The 16,577-nt window shown below is 75.8% G+C and carries 16 protein-coding genes; 9 read left to right on the top strand and 7 right to left on the bottom strand.

All coding sequences use genetic code 11. From position 1 onward, the window contains the following. The first annotated feature begins 25 nt into the window (after positions 1–25). On the top strand, positions 26–796 hold the full coding sequence (locus BLS43_RS10975; RefSeq protein WP_245707423.1) for a S1 family peptidase: 771 nt from the start codon (positions 26–28) through the stop codon (positions 794–796). Between the two features lie 4 nt (positions 797–800). Here BLS43_RS10975 and BLS43_RS10970 read toward each other — a convergent pair whose 3' ends face one another. Genes BLS43_RS10970 through BLS43_RS10960 form a run of 3 tightly spaced genes read right to left on the bottom strand, consistent with a single transcriptional unit; the run spans position 801 to position 3,309 of the window. Then, entirely contained in the window at positions 801–2,264 is a 1,464-nt protein-coding gene (locus BLS43_RS10970; RefSeq protein ID WP_093081790.1) for a 1,4-alpha-glucan branching protein domain-containing protein, read from the bottom strand. Continuing rightward, positions 2,261–3,001, bottom strand: coding sequence for a class I SAM-dependent methyltransferase (locus tag BLS43_RS10965; RefSeq protein WP_093081785.1), 741 nt, complete (start codon positions 2,999–3,001; stop codon positions 2,261–2,263). The genes BLS43_RS10970 and BLS43_RS10965 overlap by 4 nt, the downstream gene beginning before the upstream one ends. Continuing rightward, the gene (locus tag BLS43_RS10960; RefSeq protein WP_093081780.1) at positions 2,998–3,309 is read right to left on the bottom strand and encodes a hypothetical protein; all 312 of its coding nucleotides are present in this window, start codon (positions 3,307–3,309) and stop codon (positions 2,998–3,000) included. Before BLS43_RS10960 ends, BLS43_RS10965 begins: the two co-directional genes overlap by 4 nt. A gap of 314 nt (positions 3,310–3,623) precedes the next feature. Between BLS43_RS10960 and BLS43_RS10955 the strand changes: the two genes are divergently transcribed. From BLS43_RS10955 to mnmA, 6 genes are all read left to right on the top strand, one after another. Beyond that, positions 3,624–4,409, top strand: a complete 786-nt coding sequence (locus tag BLS43_RS10955; protein WP_093081775.1) for an electron transfer flavoprotein subunit beta/FixA family protein — start codon at positions 3,624–3,626, stop codon at positions 4,407–4,409. A 28-nt stretch (positions 4,410–4,437) separates the two neighbouring features. Continuing rightward, complete coding sequence (locus tag BLS43_RS10950; RefSeq protein WP_093081770.1) at positions 4,438–5,385, top strand: electron transfer flavoprotein subunit alpha/FixB family protein; 948 nt, start codon at positions 4,438–4,440, stop codon at positions 5,383–5,385. A gap of 140 nt (positions 5,386–5,525) precedes the next feature. Next, entirely contained in the window at positions 5,526–6,281 is a 756-nt protein-coding gene (locus BLS43_RS10945; protein ID WP_093081766.1) for a GNAT family N-acetyltransferase, read from the top strand. Further along, the gene (locus BLS43_RS10940; RefSeq protein WP_143030007.1) at positions 6,278–7,105 is read left to right on the top strand and encodes a lysophospholipid acyltransferase family protein; all 828 of its coding nucleotides are present in this window, start codon (positions 6,278–6,280) and stop codon (positions 7,103–7,105) included. Before BLS43_RS10945 ends, BLS43_RS10940 begins: the two co-directional genes overlap by 4 nt. Positions 7,106–7,202: 97 nt before the next feature. Next, the gene (locus BLS43_RS10935; protein ID WP_093081756.1) at positions 7,203–8,414 is read left to right on the top strand and encodes a cysteine desulfurase family protein; all 1,212 of its coding nucleotides are present in this window, start codon (positions 7,203–7,205) and stop codon (positions 8,412–8,414) included. Further along, positions 8,411–9,475, top strand: coding sequence for a tRNA 2-thiouridine(34) synthase MnmA (gene mnmA / locus BLS43_RS10930; protein WP_093081751.1), 1,065 nt, complete (start codon positions 8,411–8,413; stop codon positions 9,473–9,475). Before BLS43_RS10935 ends, mnmA begins: the two co-directional genes overlap by 4 nt. On the opposite strand, the gene BLS43_RS10925 is transcribed toward mnmA, so the two are convergent. Both BLS43_RS10925 and BLS43_RS10920 read right to left on the bottom strand, forming a co-directional pair. Continuing rightward, complete coding sequence (locus tag BLS43_RS10925; RefSeq protein ID WP_093081746.1) at positions 9,468–10,250, bottom strand: hypothetical protein; 783 nt, start codon at positions 10,248–10,250, stop codon at positions 9,468–9,470. The two genes, mnmA and BLS43_RS10925, sit on opposite strands and share 8 nt — an antisense overlap. A 17-nt stretch (positions 10,251–10,267) precedes the next feature. Beyond that, a complete protein-coding gene (locus tag BLS43_RS10920; RefSeq protein WP_093081741.1) occupies positions 10,268–11,686 on the bottom strand; it encodes a multicopper oxidase family protein in 1,419 nt (472 codons plus the stop codon). A 147-nt stretch (positions 11,687–11,833) separates the two neighbouring features. Here BLS43_RS10920 and BLS43_RS10915 point away from each other — a divergent pair, with 147 nt between their 5' ends. Then, a complete protein-coding gene (locus BLS43_RS10915) occupies positions 11,834–13,063 on the top strand; it encodes a uroporphyrinogen decarboxylase/cobalamine-independent methonine synthase family protein (protein ID WP_093081737.1) in 1,230 nt (409 codons plus the stop codon). A gap of 13 nt (positions 13,064–13,076) precedes the next feature. Here the strand turns inward: BLS43_RS10915 and pdxR are convergent, their stop codons facing one another. Next, complete coding sequence (gene pdxR, locus BLS43_RS10910) at positions 13,077–14,438, bottom strand: MocR-like pyridoxine biosynthesis transcription factor PdxR (protein WP_425438538.1); 1,362 nt, start codon at positions 14,436–14,438, stop codon at positions 13,077–13,079. Between the two features lie 72 nt (positions 14,439–14,510). On the opposite strand from pdxR, the gene BLS43_RS10905 reads away from it, so the two are divergent. Next, positions 14,511–15,740: an MFS transporter gene (locus BLS43_RS10905; protein WP_093081727.1), complete on the top strand. Its 1,230-nt coding sequence runs from the start codon at positions 14,511–14,513 to the stop codon at positions 15,738–15,740. A gap of 2 nt (positions 15,741–15,742) precedes the next feature. Here BLS43_RS10905 and BLS43_RS10900 read toward each other — a convergent pair whose 3' ends face one another. Next, entirely contained in the window at positions 15,743–16,363 is a 621-nt protein-coding gene (locus BLS43_RS10900) for a TetR/AcrR family transcriptional regulator (protein WP_093082594.1), read from the bottom strand. Positions 16,364–16,577 lie beyond the last annotated feature (214 nt).

The raw sequence follows: 16,577 nt of genomic DNA, 5'->3' as shown, positions 1-16,577 counted from the left end.
CGTTCGGCGCGGGCGGAGGGTGGCTGTGCGGGGGACTCTGCGGGGGGCTCGGCGGCTGACGGCCGCCGTGGGGCTGGCGGTCCTGCTGGCCGGGTGCGCCGCCACCGAGGCGGGGGCCCCGCTGCCCCAGCCGCGTCCGACCGCGACCGCGCAGACCGCCGTCGGAGCCCTCTTCGACGGCTCCGCCGAGGATCTCGGAGACCACTACTGCAGCGCGTCGGTCGTGGACAGCCCCGCCGGTGACCTGCTGCTCACGGCGGCGCACTGCGTCGCGTCCGGGGACGGGACACCCGCCGCGACCGGGATGGCCTTCGTCCCCGGCTACCACGACGGGCAGGAACCGTACGGGGTGTGGACGGTGCGCAGCGCGGCCGTCGACCCGCACTTCATCGCGGACGCCGACCCGGACTACGACGTCGCGTTCCTCACCGTCGACGGCCCGGTGCAGAACGTCACCGGCGGCTTCCCGGTGACCTTCGACCCCGGCGCGGGCGACCCGGTGGACGCCGTCGGGTACCCGATGGAGGACGACGCGCCCACCGTGCGCTCCGGCGTCACCGAGCAGTACTCGCCGACCCAGCTGGAGCTGCCCGCTCCCGGGCTGGAGGACGGGACGAGCGGCGGGCCGTGGCTGCGTCCGGACGGCGCGATCGTGGGGCTGACCGGCGGCTACGAGCAGGGCGGCTACACCTTCGACACCTCGTACTCGACCTACCTGGACCCCGGGTTCGAGTCGCTGCGAGACGAGGCGGTCGATCCCCCGGAGCAGCCGCAGGTGCGCGCGGACGCCTCCTAGGCCCTCAGAGCCCGCGGGCGTCGAGGTGGCCGAAGGGGGCCTGCTCCCACGTCGCGACGAGCGACTCCGCCGCGCCGCGCCGGTCGTCGTCGAGCAGGTCCGCGAGGGTGCGGACGCGGTCGGCGTGCAGCCGGGCCCGGTGCCGCGCGTAGTCCACGGTGGACCCCGTGGTGACCATGAACGCCCAGTCGCTGGACAGCGCGAGGAGGGCCTGGGCGGCGAGCGCGTCGAGCAGCGGGTCGCGGACGGGGGAGCGGCGCTTGTCGACGGTGGTGAGCAGGCGCTCCTGCACCTCGTCGTGCAGCGCCACGAGGTCCGGGACCTCCCAGACGTGCCAGTCCTTGCCCGCCCCCCACGAGGACTCCGGCAGCGCCACGGGCTCGCCCACCAGGTCGGGGTCGGCGAGCGCGCCGCGCAGCGTGGTGACCCGGACGCCCGCCTCCGGCAGCGCCCGCAGCACCGCGGCGAGCCAGTCGGGGCCCTCGTGCCACCAGTGCCCGAACAGCTCGGTGTCGAAGGCGGCGACGCTCAGCGCGGGGCGGCCGTGGCGTGCGTGCAGCTCGTCCAGCCGCTGCCCGACGCGCGCCACGAAGTCCGCCGCGTCGAGCGCGACCCGGGCGGCGGCCCGGTCGGGGTCGTAGGGCGCCTTCTCGTGCGGCGGGACGTCCGCCCCGGTGACCCGGGCGGGCTTGAGCCCGGAGTCGTGGTCGTAGGTGTGGAAGTCCCGGTAGTCGCGGTGGCCGGGGTAGCCCTTGCGGGGTGACCAGACCCGGTAGGTGACGTCGAGGTCCCGGCCCACGACGACGGGGCCGACCGGGTGGCCCGCCTCCTCGACCGGCCGCGCGAACGCCGTCTCCCCGCGCAGGGCCGGGCCGTCGACCAGGAGGTGGGTCACGCCCGCGGCCGCGTACTCGCCCGCCATCCCGGGTCGGTAGCCGCACTCGGGGGCCCAGATCCCGGCCGGGCGGGCGCCGCGGCGGAGCCGGGCGTCGGCCAGCCCCACGGCCAGCCCGAACCGCCGCACGCGGGGGTCGAGCAGCGGGCCGAAGGCGTGCGTGGCCGGCCCGCCCAGCAGCTCGACGGGCAGGGCGCGCAGGACCGGGGAGGCGCCGTGGCGCCAGTGGGTCTCGAACTCGGCGAGCGCCATGGTCGCCCGCCGGTGCTCGTCGCGCGCCAGGTCCGGCAGCCGCGGCGCGGCCTCCTGGGCGCGCAGCCGCCAGCCGGCCAGCCAGGCGTGCGCGCCGGAGAGGCAGTGCGGGTCGTCCAGCTGGTCGGCGAGGACCGGGGTGACGCCGAGGGTGAGCAGCTCGTCGCGGCCCTCCGCGGCCAGCTCCCGCAGCGTCGCGGCCAGGGGCAGGTAGGACTGGGCCCACGCCTGGTAGAGCCACTCCTCGCCGACGGGCCAGCGGCCGTGGTGCGCGACCCAGGGCAGGTGGCTGTGCAGGACGAGGCAGAACGTGCCCCTCATGCGCGGGCCAGGACGAGCAGGTCGAGGCTCGAGGCGAGCGCGTTGGGGGTGAGGGCGAAGTCGTCCGTGCCGACGGCCGCGACGTCCGCCCGCAGGTCGGCGGGCCAGGTGCCGCCGGCGAGCGCCACCGCGACCTGGGCGTCCACGAGGGAACCGCCGTGGCGGGCGTCGAGGGCGCGCAGCTGGGGGCCGTGGTGCAGGCCCCGCACCTCGACGTCGGTGAACCCGCTGTCGCGCACCAGCTCCGCGAGCTCGGTCGGGGCGAGCTCGCGGGTGTGGAACGGGTTGAGCGGGGTGTCGCGGCCGGGGGAGAAGGTGAGCCGGTTCGGGGTGGACACGGCCAGCTCCCCGCCGGGGCGCAGCACCCTGCGGCACTCGCGCAGGAAACCCTCCTGGTCCCAGAGGTGCTCGACGACCTGCAGGGACACCACCGCGTCCACACCCGCCGTCCGCACCGGCAGCGCGACCAGGTTCGCCCGGGCGACCCCCACGCGGGGGTAGCGGCGCGCGACGTGCGCGGCGGTCGTCTCGTCGTAGTCCAGGCCGAGCACGGTGGCGCCCGCGGCGGTCAGCAGGTCCGCCCCGTACCCCTCCCCGCACCCGGCCTCGAGCACCGTCCGCCCGGTGTACCGCGGCGCGAGCGCGGCGTAGACCGCCTCGTGGCGGCGGAACCAGTAGTTCTCCTCCGGGATGCCGGGGACGGTCCGCTCGCCCGTCAGGGGGAGTGTGTCCGTCATGCGGTGCGCGGGTCCGGCCCGGGGTCCCCGGCCACGGTGACGACGCCGCCGACGGCCTCGTTCAGCCAGGCCAGCAGGGTGTGGTCGTCCAGGGTCAGCGGCACCTCGGGGCCCGCCCAGCCGAGCCGGGTCACGGGGCGGTGGGCGAGCGCGTCGTCGAGCAGCAGGGCGAGCCCGTCGGTCAGCAGCACGGTGACGCCCGCGTGGGTGACCTCCCGCGTGCCGGGCTCCCCGTCGTGGACGAGGTCGGTGCCGGTCCGCACGACGTAGCCCTGGCCCGTCCGGTCGTCGTAGCCCGTCACCAGCACGCTGCCCGCACCCCTCTCGCCGTCGCCGCACGCGGACCCTAGTGCGCCGGGCCCGCACGCGGTGTGCGCTCCCGGGTGGAACACCTCGCGCTGCGTCATCATCGCTGGTGGAGGGGCTGGTGAGCAGGCTCACCCCGAGGTGCGTTTGCTGTTCGCATTCCGCACAGTAAGAATCGGGGCATCGAGTCAGACGGCCACGGACGGCCCCGACGACCCCGCGCCACCGGGGCTCTCGCAGGCCGTGGGCCGAACGTGGAGCACAGGCGGCGCATCGCCGAGGCGGTGCGCCCCCGGCAGGAGGTCGAAGAGGTCCGATGAACATCGTCGTGCTGGTCAAGCAGGTGCCGGACACCTACTCCGAGCGGAAACTGTCCTCGGGCGACCACACCCTGGACCGGGATGCCACGGACGCGGTGCTGGACGAGATCGACGAGCGTGCCGTGGAGTCCGCGCTGCAGCTCAAGGAGGCGAACGACGGGTCCGAGGTGACCGTTGTCGCGATGGGCCCGGACCGGGCCACGGACGCGATCCGCAAGGCGCTGTCGATGGGTGCGGACAAGGCCGTGCACCTCTCGGACGAGGCGATCCACGGCACGGACGCGATCGGCACCGCGAAGGCGCTGGTCAAGGTGCTGGGCACGCTGGAGGGCACCGACCTGGTCCTGGCGGGCAACGAGGCGTCCGACGGGCGCACCGGTGCGGTCCCGGCCATGGTCGCCGAGCTGTTGGGGCTGCCGTCGCTGACCCACGCGCGCGAGCTGACCGTGGACGGGGGCACGGTCACCGTGCGCCGCGAGACGGACGACGGCGTGACCGTGCTGACCGCCGAGCTGCCCGCGGTGGTGTCGGTGAACGAGAAGATCAACGAGCCGCGTTACCCGTCGTTCAAGGGGATCATGGCGGCGAAGAAGAAGCCGGTCACCACGCTGACCCTGGCGGACGCCGGGATCGAGCCGTCGGACGTCGGCCTGAGCGCGGCCTGGTCCACGGTCACGGAGTCGAACCCGAAGCCCCCGAAGTCCGGTGGCGAGAAGGTCGAGGACGAGGGCGACGGCGGCAGCAAGATCGCCGCGTTCCTGGTCGGCCAGAAGCTCATCTGAGTCCCCCGAAGAGAAGCAGGAGAAGATCATGGCTGAGGTCCTGGTCCTCGTCGACCATCTCGACGGGGAGATCAAGAAGAGCACGTTCGAGCTGCTGACCGCCGCCCGCGCGCTGGGTGAGCCGTCGGCGGTCGTGGTGGGCCCCGCGGGCACCGCGGGCAAGCTGTCCGAGGGCCTCAAGGCCTACGGCGCGGCGAAGGTCTACGTCGCCGAGACCGACTCGGCGGACTTCCTGACCCCGCAGGTCGAGGTGCTGGCCGCGCTGGTGGGGTCGAAGGACCCGGCGGCGGTGCTGATCGGCGTCTCCGCCGACGGCAAGGAGATCGCGGGCCGGCTGGCGGTCAAGACCGACTCGGCGCTGCTGGGCGACGTGGTGGCCGTGGGTGCGGAGTCGGCGACCCACTCGGTGTTCGGCGGCGCGTTCGTCGCCGAGGCCAAGTGGAACACCGCGCACCCGGTGATCACGCTGCGGCCGGGTTCGGTCGAGGTGGAGAACGCCGAGGGCGCCGCCGTGGAGGAGACCGTCGAGGTGCCTTCGGGTGCGGGTCGGTCGGCGCAGGTGCAGTCGCGCGAGCCGGTCACCGGTGGTGACCGCCCGGAGCTGACCGAGGCCTCGGTGATCGTGTCCGGTGGGCGTGGTGTCGGGTCGGCGGAGCAGTTCTCCGTGGTCGAGGGCCTGGCGGACTCCCTCGGTGCGGCCGTGGGTGCCTCGCGTGCCGCGGTGGACTCCGGCTTCTACCCGCACCAGTTCCAGGTGGGGCAGACCGGCAAGACGGTGTCCCCGCAGCTGTACATCGCCCTGGGCATCTCCGGTGCGATCCAGCACCGCGCGGGCATGCAGACCTCGAAGACGATCATCGCGGTCAACAAGGACCCCGAGGCGCCGATCTTCGAGATCGCCGACTTCGGCGTGGTGGGCGACCTGTTCAAGGTCGCCCCCCAGCTGCAGGAGGAAGTCGCCAAGCGCAAGGGCTGAGCAGCCCGAGCCGCCTGAGCGGCCCCTGAGCTCCCGAACGACCCCGGCCCGCGGCCGGGGTCGTTCGCGTTCACGTGGGTTTCACGCCCGGGACGCGTCCGGTCACTGGTCCGTTCGGCCCCGCTCGATACCAAGCACCCGTGTCCACTTCCCAGGTGCTCGTCACGACGCCCGAGGCCGCGGCGACGCGCTACTCGCTGCTGCTGACCACCGACTCCGACGACGTCGCGGCCGCCCAGCGGCTGCGCCACCGGGTCTTCGCCGACGAGCTGGGGGCCACGCTGCACACGCCGACCCCGGGCCACGACGTCGACCGGTTCGACGCGTTCTGCGACCACCTCGTCGTGCGCGAGGACGCGACCGGCGAGGTCGTCGGCACCTACCGGATGCTGCCGCCGCAGCGCGCCGCCGCGGCGGGCTCGCTGTACTCCGACGGCGAGTTCGACCTCTCCGCGCTCGACCCGATCCGCTCCTCGCTGGTCGAGACCGGGCGGTCCTGTGTGGCCCCCGGACACCGGGCGGGCGCGGTCGTCGGGCTCGTGTGGGCTGGGATCGCCCGCTACATGCTGCTGACCGGCAACCGCTGGCTCGTCGGCTGCGCCTCCGTCCCGCTCGCGGACGGCGGGATGCTGGCGGCCGGGGTCCGGGAGAAGGTGGTCGCCGCGCACCTCGCCCCCGAGGAGTACCGGGTCACCCCGCACCGCCCGTGGACCGGCGCCACCCCGCACCGGACCACGGCGCTGCCGCCGCTGCTGCGCGGCTACCTGCGGCTCGGCGCGTGGGTGTGCGGCGAGCCCGCCCACGACCCGGACTTCGACTGCGCGGACTTCCTCGTCCTGCTCGGCCTCGACCACGCCGACCAGCGTTACCTGGACTTCTTCCTGGGCGAGCGGTGAGCGCGCCGCCGCGGGAGCTCGCGACCGCGCCGGCGCCGGGGCGCACGCTCCACCCGACACACCCCGGCGTCCCGCCGTTCGCCGAGCGGGCGGGTTGGGCACCGTGGTCGCCGTGCGGGCCGGAGTGCCTGCCCGCCGCCGGACCGACGGCGCACCTGCGGGTCGCGCGGCGGCTCGCCGCGCTGCTCGGCGTGCTCGTGGCGGCCCCGCTACTCCTCGTCCCCGCCCGGCCCACGCTCTACCGGCTGCTGCTGCGGGCGGCGGGGGTGCGGGTGCGCGTCGAGGGGACGCTCGGGCGCGGCGGGCTGGTCGTCGCGAACCACCTGTCCTGGGTCGACGTCCTGGCCCTGGGCGTCCTGGCCCCGGTCCGGATGGTCGCCAAGGCCGAGGTGGCGCACTGGCCGCTGATCGGCCCGCTCGCCGCGCGGACCGGTGCCCTGTTCGTCGAGCGGGCGCGGCTGCGCAGCCTGCCCGGCGTCGTCGCCGCCACCGCGGCCGTGCTGCGGGCGGGGGACACCGTCGGCGTCTTCCCCGAGGGCACGACGTGGTGCGGCTCGGCGTCCGGGCCGTTCCGGCGGGCGCCGTTCCAGGCGGCGCTCGACGCCGGGGTCCCCGTCCGCCCCGTCCGGATCACGATGACCCTGCCGGACGGCCGCCCCACCACCGCGGGCTCGTTCCTCGGCGACGAGACCCTCGCCACGGCGCTGCTCCGGGTGCTGCGGCTGCCGCGCCTGCACTGCACGCTGACCGTGCTCGTCCCACTGGCGCCGACGGGCGACCGCCGCGACCTCGCCGCCCGCGCGGAACGGGCGATCGCCGGCTGAGGAGCCCCGCCGGTTCTCGGCGTCTACCCTTGTGGGCGATGAACGACCAGGAGAGGCGGCCCGTCCCGGGGTCCCGTGCACGCGCGGGGTCGGCGCTGTGACGTACCTGGACCACGCCGCGACCACGCCGATGCTCCCCGCCGCGATCGCCGCGATGACCGAGGCGATGGCGCACACCGGCAACGCCTCGTCGCTGCACTCGGCGGGCAGGCGCGCGCGGCGCGAGGTCGAGGAGGCCCGCGAGGCCGTCGCGGCGGCCGTCGGGGCGCGGCCGTCGGAGGTGCTGTTCACCACCGGCGGCACCGAGAGCGACAACCTCGCGGTGAAGGGGATCTTCTGGGCCCGCGGCGCCGCGGACCCGCGCCGCACCCGCGTGCTGGTGTCGGCGATCGAGCACCACGCGGTCCTCGAGTCCGCCGAGTGGCTGGTGGAACACGAGGGCGCCGAGCTGGTCCTGCTCCCGGTGGACGCCGCGGGCCGGGTCACCCCCGAGGCGCTGCGCGCCGCGCTCGCCGAGGCCCCCGACACCGCCGCGCTCGTGTCGGTGATGTGGGCGAACAACGAGGTCGGCACGGTCAACCCGATCCGCGAGCTGGTGGCCGTCGCCCACGAGTTCGGGGTACCGATCCACACCGACGCGGTGCAGGCCGTCGGCATCCTGCCGATCGACTTCGCGGCCTGCGGGGTGGACGCGCTGACCCTGACCGGGCACAAGCTCGGCGGGCCCTACGGGGCCGGCGCGCTGCTGCTCGGCCGAGACGTCGCGGCGGTGCCGCTGCTGCACGGTGGCGGCCAGGAGCGGGACGTGCGGTCCGGCACCCTGGACACCCCGTCGGTCGTCGGCCTGTCGACGGCGGTGGCGAAGGCGGTCGCGGACGCCCCGCAGCGGGTCGCGGCGCTCGCCACCCTGCGGGACGACCTGGTCGCCCGGATCCGCGCGATCGTCCCCGACGCCACGCTGAACGGCGACCCGGGGGACGGCGTGATCGACGGCGGGCCCTCCCGGCTCCCCGGCAACGCCCACCTGTCCTTCCCCGGCTGCGAGGGCGACTCGCTGCTCATGCTGCTCGACGCGCAGGGCGTCGAGTGCTCGACCGGGTCGGCCTGCACCTCCGGGGTCTCCCAGCCCAGCCACGTGCTGCTGGCGATGGGCGCGACCGACGCGGTGGCCCGCGGCTCGCTGCGGTTCTCGCTGGGCCACACCAGCACGGCGGCGGACGTCGACGCGGCGGTGGAGGCGATCGGCGCGGTCGTCGAGCGGGCGCGGCGGGCCGGTGCGCCCCGGCGGCGGGCGGCCGTGCAGGCATGAGGGTCCTGGCCGCACTCTCCGGCGGGGTCGACTCCTCGGTCGCCGCCGCGCGGGCCGTCCGCGCGGGACACGACGTCGTGGGGGTGCACCTGGCGCTGTCCCGCACCCGGGACGCGCTCCGGTCCGGCTCGCGGGGGTGCTGCTCGCGGGAGGACTCCGCGGACGCCGCGCGGGTCGCGGACGTCCTGGGCATCCCGTACTACGTGTGGGACCTGTCCGAGGAGTTCGCCGAGGACGTCGTCGCCGACTTCGTGGCGAGCTACGCCGCGGGGGAGACCCCGAACCCGTGCCTGCGCTGCAACGAGAAGATCAAGTTCGCCGCGCTGCTGGACCGGGCTCTCGCCCTCGGGTTCGACGCCGTGTGCACCGGCCACTACGCCCGGCTCGACGGCGGCGTGCTGCGCCGCTCGGTCGACGAGGGCAAGGACCAGTCGTACGTCCTGTCGGTGCTGCGCCCGGACCAGCTCGCGCACGCGATGTTCCCCGTCGGGGACACCGAGAAGCCGGCGATCCGCGCGGAGGCCGCCGCGCTGGGGCTGCGCACCGCGGCCAAGCCGGACAGCCACGACATCTGCTTCATCCCCGACGGCGACACCCGCGGCTTCCTGCGCGAGCGGCTCGGCGACCGCCCCGGGTCACTGGTCGACGAGTCCGGCGAGGTCCTCGGCACCCACGACGGGGTGCACGGCTTCACGGTCGGCCAGCGCAAGGGCCTCGGGCTCGACCGCCCCGCCGCGGACGGCCGTCCCCGCTACGTACTGGGGATCGAGCCGGTCAGCGGCACCGTGACCGTCGGGCCCGGCACCGCGCTGGAGGTCTCGACCTTCGCGGCGCGGTCGCCGGTCTGGTGCGCGGGCGCGCCGGACGGGCCCTTCGCCTGCACCGTGCAGGTCCGTGCCCACGGCGGCACCGCGCCCGCCGAGGTCACGCCGACGACGGACGGGGTGCGGGTCGACCTGGCCGAGCCCCTGCGCGGGGTCGCCCCCGGCCAGGCCGTCGCGTTCTACCGCGCGGACCCGGCCGGGGACGTCGTCCTCGGCAGCGCCACCATCCTCAGGTGACGGTCACCTTGTTGATCATTCCCTGCAGGAAGTGCGGGGCGGTCCCGTACTCCTCGCCGACCGGGCACAGGAAGAAGTAGGTCCCCGGCGCCAGGTCCACGAGGAGCCCGCCCTGCTGCCCGGGCGGCGCGAACACCGCGCCCGGCAGCGGCTGGAACTGCGTCATCAGCTGGTCCATCGGCATCGCGACGACCTGCTCCACGGTCAGGTTCGGGTCCGGCGACTTCGCGATCAGCATGACGTGCACCTGGTTCGCCGCCGAGTGGTTCATCATCTGGATCGCGGTGGGCCCGGACCTCAGCGTGGCGGGCATCCCCTCGAACCGGTAGTCCGCACCCATCACCGAGACCTGCTGGTAGCCGCAGTTCTGGTACGCCCAGGACTCGTACTTCGCGATGTTCTCGGTGACCGCCGGGTCGTCGAACGGGATCGGGGCGCCCTGGGTCGCCGAGGCCTGCACGACGGGCTGCAGGGCGCTGAGCGGGGTCCTCACCTCCGCGGGCGCGGTGGCCACGGCCCCGGTCAGCAGCGGCAGCACCGCGTTGCCCCAGGTCTTGTTCCCCTCCGGGTCCGGCGGCGCGCTCGGATCCCCGTCCGGCGTGGGCACCGCGTCGAGCTTGAGCAGGTTGTCGCAGGTGGCGGCGTTGGGGTCGGCCGCGGGTGCGGCGCTCGCCGGGGCGGCCGGTGTGGCGGGCGCGGCGCCGCCGCAGGCGGCCAGCCCCAGCCCCAGCGCCGCGGTCGCGGCGACGGTCCCCAGCAGTCGTGTGCGGTTCATGGCGGTCTCCTGTCGGACTATTCCGGTGTGTTCGCGTCCCCGACGACGAAGGGCGTCGAGACCCCCGCGTACTCGAGGTGCAGGACCATCCCCGCCGCGGCGTGGGTGAGGTTGTGGCAGTGGTCCATCCAGATGCCGGGGTTGTCGGCCCGGAACGCCACGACGTACTCCTGGCCCTGCTCGACGAGCAGGGTGTCCGTCCACCACGGGCTCCCCGTGGCGGTGTCCCCGTTGCGGGACAGCACGAGCGCGTGGTGGCCGTGCAGGTGCATGGGGTGCGGGTCGGCGCCCTCGTTGCGGAGGGTCACCCGCACCAGGTCGCCCTCGGTCACCCGGATCGGCGGCAGGTCGTCGTGCAGCCTCCCGTTGATCGTCCAGCGGACGGTCGGGATCCCGCGGGAGCGGCCGACCACGGTGTCGAGCACCAGGGTCTGGTCGCTCGCGAACGGCCCGGCGGCGTCGAACGGCGTGGGCGCGGGCGTGCCGTAGTGCAGCGGGTCGAAGACCGGACCGTCCGACGGGGGCTCGGGCGCGGGACCGTCGCCCAGCACGGTCGAGGCCGCGCCGACACCGATCGCGACCGGCCCCGGTGGAGCGGTCAGCTCCACGTCGTACCGCCCGCCCGCGGGCAGCCGCAGCCGGGCGTCCCGCAGGTCGGTGGGTCCGTGGACGTCCACGCCGTCGATCGCGACGACCCGGAACGGGGCCCCGGTGACCGTCCAGGTCTGGGTGTCCGAGTCGGTGTTGACCAATCTCGCCCGCACCCGGGTGCCCGGGGCGACCGCGCCGAAGGACCCCTCGACGGTCGGGATCGACTCCTGCCCCCGGCGCGGCCACGAGTGGCCCAGCAGCACCGTGTCGGCCGCGGCGGACCCCGCGGGCTCGGCCGGTTCCACGACGAGGGCGCCGAAGAGCCCACGCGGCACGGTCGCGGCGGCGTCCTGGTGAGAGTGGTACCAGAACGTCCCGACCTGCTGCGGGCGGAAGCGGTAGACGTGCTCGCCGCCGATCGGCACGGCGTCCTGGGTGACCCCCGCCACGCCGTCCTGCGCGTTCGGGACGTCCAGGCCGTGCCAGTGCAGCGTGACGCCCTCGGGCACGGACTCGTTGCGCAGCACCACCTCGACGAGCAGACCCTGCCGGACCCGCAGCTCGGGACCCGGCGCGCGGCCGTCGAAGGTCAGGCCGTCGATCGTCGAGCCGTCCGGGAGGGTGATCGGGGCGGCGCGGGCGGTCAGGGTGAAGCGGACGTCCGGCGGGCCGTCGACGGCGCCGGTCAGGTCGCTGACGCTCCGCGGTCCGGACCCGCCGTGCGGGTGGCCCGCGACCCGCGGCGACGCCACGACCGCCGCGCACGCGCCCACGCAAAGGAGCGCCGCGAGCGCGGCGATCACGGCGGTGACGAGCAGCGACGGCCGCGGCGACGTGGGGTCCACGCCGCAAGGATGGAGCCGGGGCCGCCGCTGATACAGGGTGTTTCCCACACCCGGTGCGTACGTAGTTCCCGCACCTGACCAGCGATAACGAATCGGGCACTCGGGGCGAGTCACCCCGATGGGCGGGCGGGTGTGACACTCGCGCACATGAGCACGCCCGACGACCCGATGGCCCGCATCCTCGCTGCGGCCGGACTCGCGAAGGAGCCCGCGCCGCCGGCGGACGATCCGCTGGCCGCGGCCCTGGCCGCCGCCGGGCTGGCGGACGCGAAGCCGGGCGTGCCCGTCGCCCCCGAGCCGCGGTTCGAGGTCGTCGAGGAGGTCGAGGTCGTCGAGCGCGAGCTCGGCCGCTGGCCCGCGGGCGCGGCCACCGGCCTCGGGTCGCTGCCGGGCACCGATCCGCGCACGGCCGCCGAGCTGGTCGCGGGGGAGCTGCCGCTGCTGCCGCACCTGCCCGAGCTGCCCGCCCGCGGCGTCGGGGCGGACCCCGTCGGGCGCGCGGCGGGGATGCTGGTGGACCTCGCGGTGGAGGTCGTCCCGACCGGCTGGCGGGTCACCGCGCGCCCGGGTCGCGATCACCGCCGGGCCGTCGACCTGCTGCGCGCGGACCTCGACGCCTTCGACGAGGCCTGCGACCGCACCCGTCCGGACTGGGTGAAGGTGCAGGTCGTGGGCCCGTGGACGCTCGCGGCCGAGGTCGAGCTCGCCGCCGGGCACCGGGTTCTGACCGACCGCGGCGCCGCCCGCGAGTTCGCGGCGAGCCTCACCGAGGGGCTGTCCGCGCACGTCGCGGAGGTGGCGGCCCGCACCGGGGCGCAGGTGGTGGTGCAGCTCGACGAGCCGCGGCTGGCCGCCGTCGTGGCCGGGTCGCTGCCGACGGCGTCCGGCTACGGGACGGTCCGGGCGGTCCCCGGGCCGGACGCCCAGGACGCGCTGCGCGAGCTGATCACCGCGCTCGACGTGCCCGTGGTGGTGCGGGTGCCGGGGGACCGGCCGCCGCTCGCGCTGCTGCGCGAGGTGGGCGCGTCGGGGCTGGCCGTGGACGCCACACAGCGCTCGATCTCCGGCGACACCGCCGTCCCCGCCGCGCTCGACGCCGTCGGGGAGGTCTGGGACGCGGGCCTGCCGCTGTTCCTCGGGCTGGTCCCGACCCGCGACCCGGGCCGTCCGCTGGAGACCGCCGAGCTGGCCCGCCGGGCCTACGACCTGGCCGACCGCCTCGGCTTCGACCGGGTCCGCCTCGGCGAGCTCGCCGTCCCCACCCCCGCAGGGGGCCTGGCGCGGTCCACCCCCGAGTGGTCGCGCCGCGCGATGGAGCTGTGCCGGGACCTGGCCCACGCCTTCCAGGACCCCGACGAACTCCCTCCCGACCCGTGAGTGGCGATGGTCGCTATGGCGACCATCGCCACTCACGAGGGATCCGGTGCGGTTCGACCAGGCCGACGCCCAGGGCGAGACCGTCGAGGGGCGCGTCGGCGCAGTAGCGGTCCAGCGTCTCGACGCGGACCCCGCGCGCCGCCGCCCGCGCCGCGATCTCGGCCGCGCCCTCCACGAGCACGGCCACGTGCAGGCCCGCCACGCTCGGCAGCGGCGCCCAGGGCAGGGACCGCAGGAGGGCCTCCCGGCGGGCGGCGTACTCGTTCCGCGTGCGGCGGACGTGCCGGGCGAGCAGGCCGTCGTCGATGAAGCGGGCGAGCGCGGCCTGCGGGACGGGGTCGCCGTGCCAGTCCGTGAGCCGCCGCGCGGTGACCAGCGCGGTGCGCAGCGAGGCGGGCGCGACGAGGAACCCCAGGCGCAGGCTCGGCAGCAGGGTCTTCGAGAAGGAACCGACGTAGACGACCCGGCCGTGCGCGTCCCTGGCCTGCAGCGGCTCGAGGGGGCGGTCGGCGAAGCGGTACTCGGAGTCGTAGTCGTCCTCGACGATCACCGCGCCGCGCCGCTCGGCCCACTCCAGCAGCGCCGCCCGGCGCCGCGCGGACAGCACCGCGCCCAGCGGGAACTGGTGGGAGGGCGTGACGTGCACGAGCCGTGCCCGCGCGGGCAGCCGCTCGACCACGATGCCCTCCGCGTCCACCGGCACCCCCTGCACCCGCGCGCCCAGCGACGCCCACAGCCGTCGGACCGGCGGATAGCCCGGCTCCTCGACGGCGACGACCGCGCCGGGCTCGATCAGCACCCGTCCGACCAGGTCGAAGGCCTGTTGCGCCCCGTTCGTGACGACGACGTCCTCGGCCCCCGCCCGCAGCCCGCGGGCCAGCCCGAGGTGCCGGGCGACGGCCGCGCGCAGCCCGGCGTGCCCGGCGGGATCGGCGTACCCGGCGGGCAGCCTCGTGGCCCGCAGCTCGGCCGCGACCAGGCGCCGCCAGGAGGGGAGCGGGAAGAGCCGCGGATCGGGCACCCCCACGGTGAAGTCGGCCGTGTAGCCGCCGCTCTCCGCGGTGGGCGCCGGGCCGCGGAAGGCCTCCCGGGGGCGGGCGGCTCCGGAGGGGGCCCGGCGGGTCCGGGCCGGGCGCACGCCCGCCGCGACGAAGGTCCCCGCGCCGACCCGCCCCTCGAGGAACCCCTCGGCGGTGAGCCGGTCGTACGCGGCGGTGACCGTGCCGCGCGAGACCCGGACGAGGAGGGCGAGCTCGCGGGTCGGGGGCAGCCGGTCGCCCGGACGCAGCCGTCCGTCCAGCACGGCGGCGCGGATCTGCTGGTACAGGGCGGTGGTGCGGTCCCCACGAGGGCCCGCGTCGAGCTGCCAGTCCACGCTCATTGGCCCAATCGAGTAGGCGATTCTTGGCCCTTCGACCGGGCCGCCGTCGAGCCTAGCGTCGTCCCCATGAGACCCGCCCGCGTGCTCGCCCAGGCCCAACTGGTCAACTCGATCGGAGACGGCGCCTTCTACGTCTCCTCGGCGCTGTTCTTCAGCCGCGTCGTCGGTCTGTCGGTGCTGGAGATCGGTGTCGGCCTCACCGTCGGGTGGGCGACCGGCCTGCTGGCGGGCGTGCCCGTGGGCAGGGTGGCGGACCGGCTCGGCCCCCGCCCGGTCACGATCGTCGCGGGGCTGGTCACGGCCGTCGCGATCGGCGCGTTCCTGCTGGTCCGCGACCCGATCACGTTCACCCTGGCGTGCTGCCTCTACGCCGCCGCCCAGACCGGGTCGGGCGCCGCGCGCCAGGCGCTGCTGGCCGCGGTGGTCGCGCCCGCGGAGCGCACCGCGGTCCGGGCGCGGATCCAGGCGCTCGGCAACGCCGGGATCGGGGTCGGTGCGGCGGTCGGGGGCCTGGCCCTGCTCGTCGGCACGCCCGCCGCGTTCGTCGCGGTGTTCGTGCTCGACGCGCTCGGCTTCCTCGCCGCCGCCCTCGTGCTGCGCCGCCTCCCGCGTGGGTCCCACGCCCCCGCCGCCGCGCCCGCGCGCTCGGAGGTGCTCCACGACGGCCCGTACGCGCTGGTCACGCTGCTGCAGGCGGTGATGCTGCTCTACATGCCGATGCTGAGCGTCGTCGCGCCGCTGTGGATCGCGACCCGCACCGCCGCCCCGGCGTGGACGGTCGCGGGCCTGTTCGTGGTGAACACCGTCGGTGTGGTGCTGCTGCAGATGCGGGCCGGTCGTCGGGTGTCGGACGTCCCGAGCGCGAGCCGGGTGGTCCGGCGGGCCGGGATCCTGCTGCTCGCCGCCTGCGGTGCCTTCGCGGCCGCCGCGCTCGGGGCCTCGCCCTGGGTGGCCGGCGCGATCCTGCTGGTGGCGGCCGTGCTCCAGGTGTGCGGCGAGGTGCTGCTCTCCGCGGGTGGCTGGCAGCTGTCCTTCGACCTGGCCCCGGCGGGGCGGCAGGGTCAGTACCAGGGCTTCTTCGCCATGGCGAGCTCGGTGGCCCGCGCCGCCGGACCGCTCCTGCTGACCGGCCTGGTGATCGGTGGTGGCGAGGGCGCCGACGACGGGCGCGGGTTCGTCGGGTGGCTGGTCCTCGGCGTCGTGTTCCTCGTGGCGGGCGCCGCGACGGGGCCGGTGGCTCGCTGGGCGGCACACCGCTCGACGGCGCACACGAACGACCGTTCGTGCGCGGCGTGAGGTCAGTGCGGGAGCGGGGCCTCGAGGAGGGCGAGTGCGTAGCGGGCGTGCTGCTCGGCCAACTGGCCGCGGGACAGGCGCCCGTCGGCGCGGTACCAGAGGGCGATCGCGCTGACGGTCGAGAGGATGGCGCGGGCGGCGTCGGCGGCGTAGGGCGTGCGGAACTCGCCGGACCCCGCGCCCTGCTCGACGATCGCGGCGAACACCGCCTCGGTGGCGTCGCGGCCCGCGACCAGCCGCTCGCGCTCCGGCCCCTGCAGGTAGCGCACCTCGGCGGTCGACACGAGCATCGCGAGCTGCTGGTCCACCACGTAGCCGACGTAGGCGCGGACCGCCTCGCGCATCCGGCTCGACGCGTCGTCCCCCGCATCGCGGACGGCGCGCGTGAGCCGGGCGTGGAGCTCGTCGTTCGCGTGCCGGAGCACCTCGGCGAGCAGGTGGGACTTCGAGGGGAAGTAGTTGTAGAGGTTCGACAGGCTCGTGCCCGCGCCCTTCGCGATCTCGCGCATCGAGGCGCCGTTGAAGCCCTGCGCGCCGAAGGCGGCGAGCGCGGCGTTGAGGATCGCGGCCTCGTTCCCCCGGCCGGTGTCGGCGACGAGGGCGGCCGGAGAACGAGCGTTCACGTCGCCCACTGTAGAGGTCGGGGCGCAGAGGTCGTGCGGTCAGGGCTGCACGCTCTCGGCGATCTCGACCAGCGTCCGGAGGTCGGTGCGGAGCCCGCGGGCGAGCACGATCCGGGCGAGCGGTGGGCGAGCACGTCGCGAACGAGCGGGACCTGCTCTCGGTGCTCCCCGCCGCCGATCTGGCGGAGTTGGACTCCCTGGTCAGGCGGTTGTC

It is taken from the genome of Pseudonocardia oroxyli, assembly GCF_900102195.1.
Classification (GTDB): Bacteria; Actinomycetota; Actinomycetes; order Mycobacteriales; family Pseudonocardiaceae; genus Pseudonocardia; species Pseudonocardia oroxyli.
This window is presented reverse-complemented; position numbering and strand designations above follow the sequence as displayed.

What these genes read in the sequence shown, in the direction of transcription:
- BLS43_RS10915 (WP_093081737.1), top strand. Translation starts at nt 11,834, where the DNA reads ATGAGCACGCCCGACGACCCGATGGCCCGCATCCTCGCTGCGGCCGGA.
- BLS43_RS10905 (WP_093081727.1), top strand. Translation starts at nt 14,511, where the DNA reads ATGAGACCCGCCCGCGTGCTCGCCCAGGCCCAACTGGTCAACTCGATC.
- BLS43_RS10925 (WP_093081746.1), bottom strand. Translation starts at nt 10,250, where the DNA reads ATGAACCGCACACGACTGCTGGGGACCGTCGCCGCGACCGCGGCGCTG.
- BLS43_RS10965 (WP_093081785.1), bottom strand. Translation starts at nt 3,001, where the DNA reads ATGACGGACACACTCCCCCTGACGGGCGAGCGGACCGTCCCCGGCATC.
- BLS43_RS10950 (WP_093081770.1), top strand. Translation starts at nt 4,438, where the DNA reads ATGGCTGAGGTCCTGGTCCTCGTCGACCATCTCGACGGGGAGATCAAG.
- BLS43_RS10955 (WP_093081775.1), top strand. Translation starts at nt 3,624, where the DNA reads ATGAACATCGTCGTGCTGGTCAAGCAGGTGCCGGACACCTACTCCGAG.
- mnmA (WP_093081751.1), top strand. Translation starts at nt 8,411, where the DNA reads ATGAGGGTCCTGGCCGCACTCTCCGGCGGGGTCGACTCCTCGGTCGCC.
- BLS43_RS10970 (WP_093081790.1), bottom strand. Translation starts at nt 2,264, where the DNA reads ATGAGGGGCACGTTCTGCCTCGTCCTGCACAGCCACCTGCCCTGGGTC.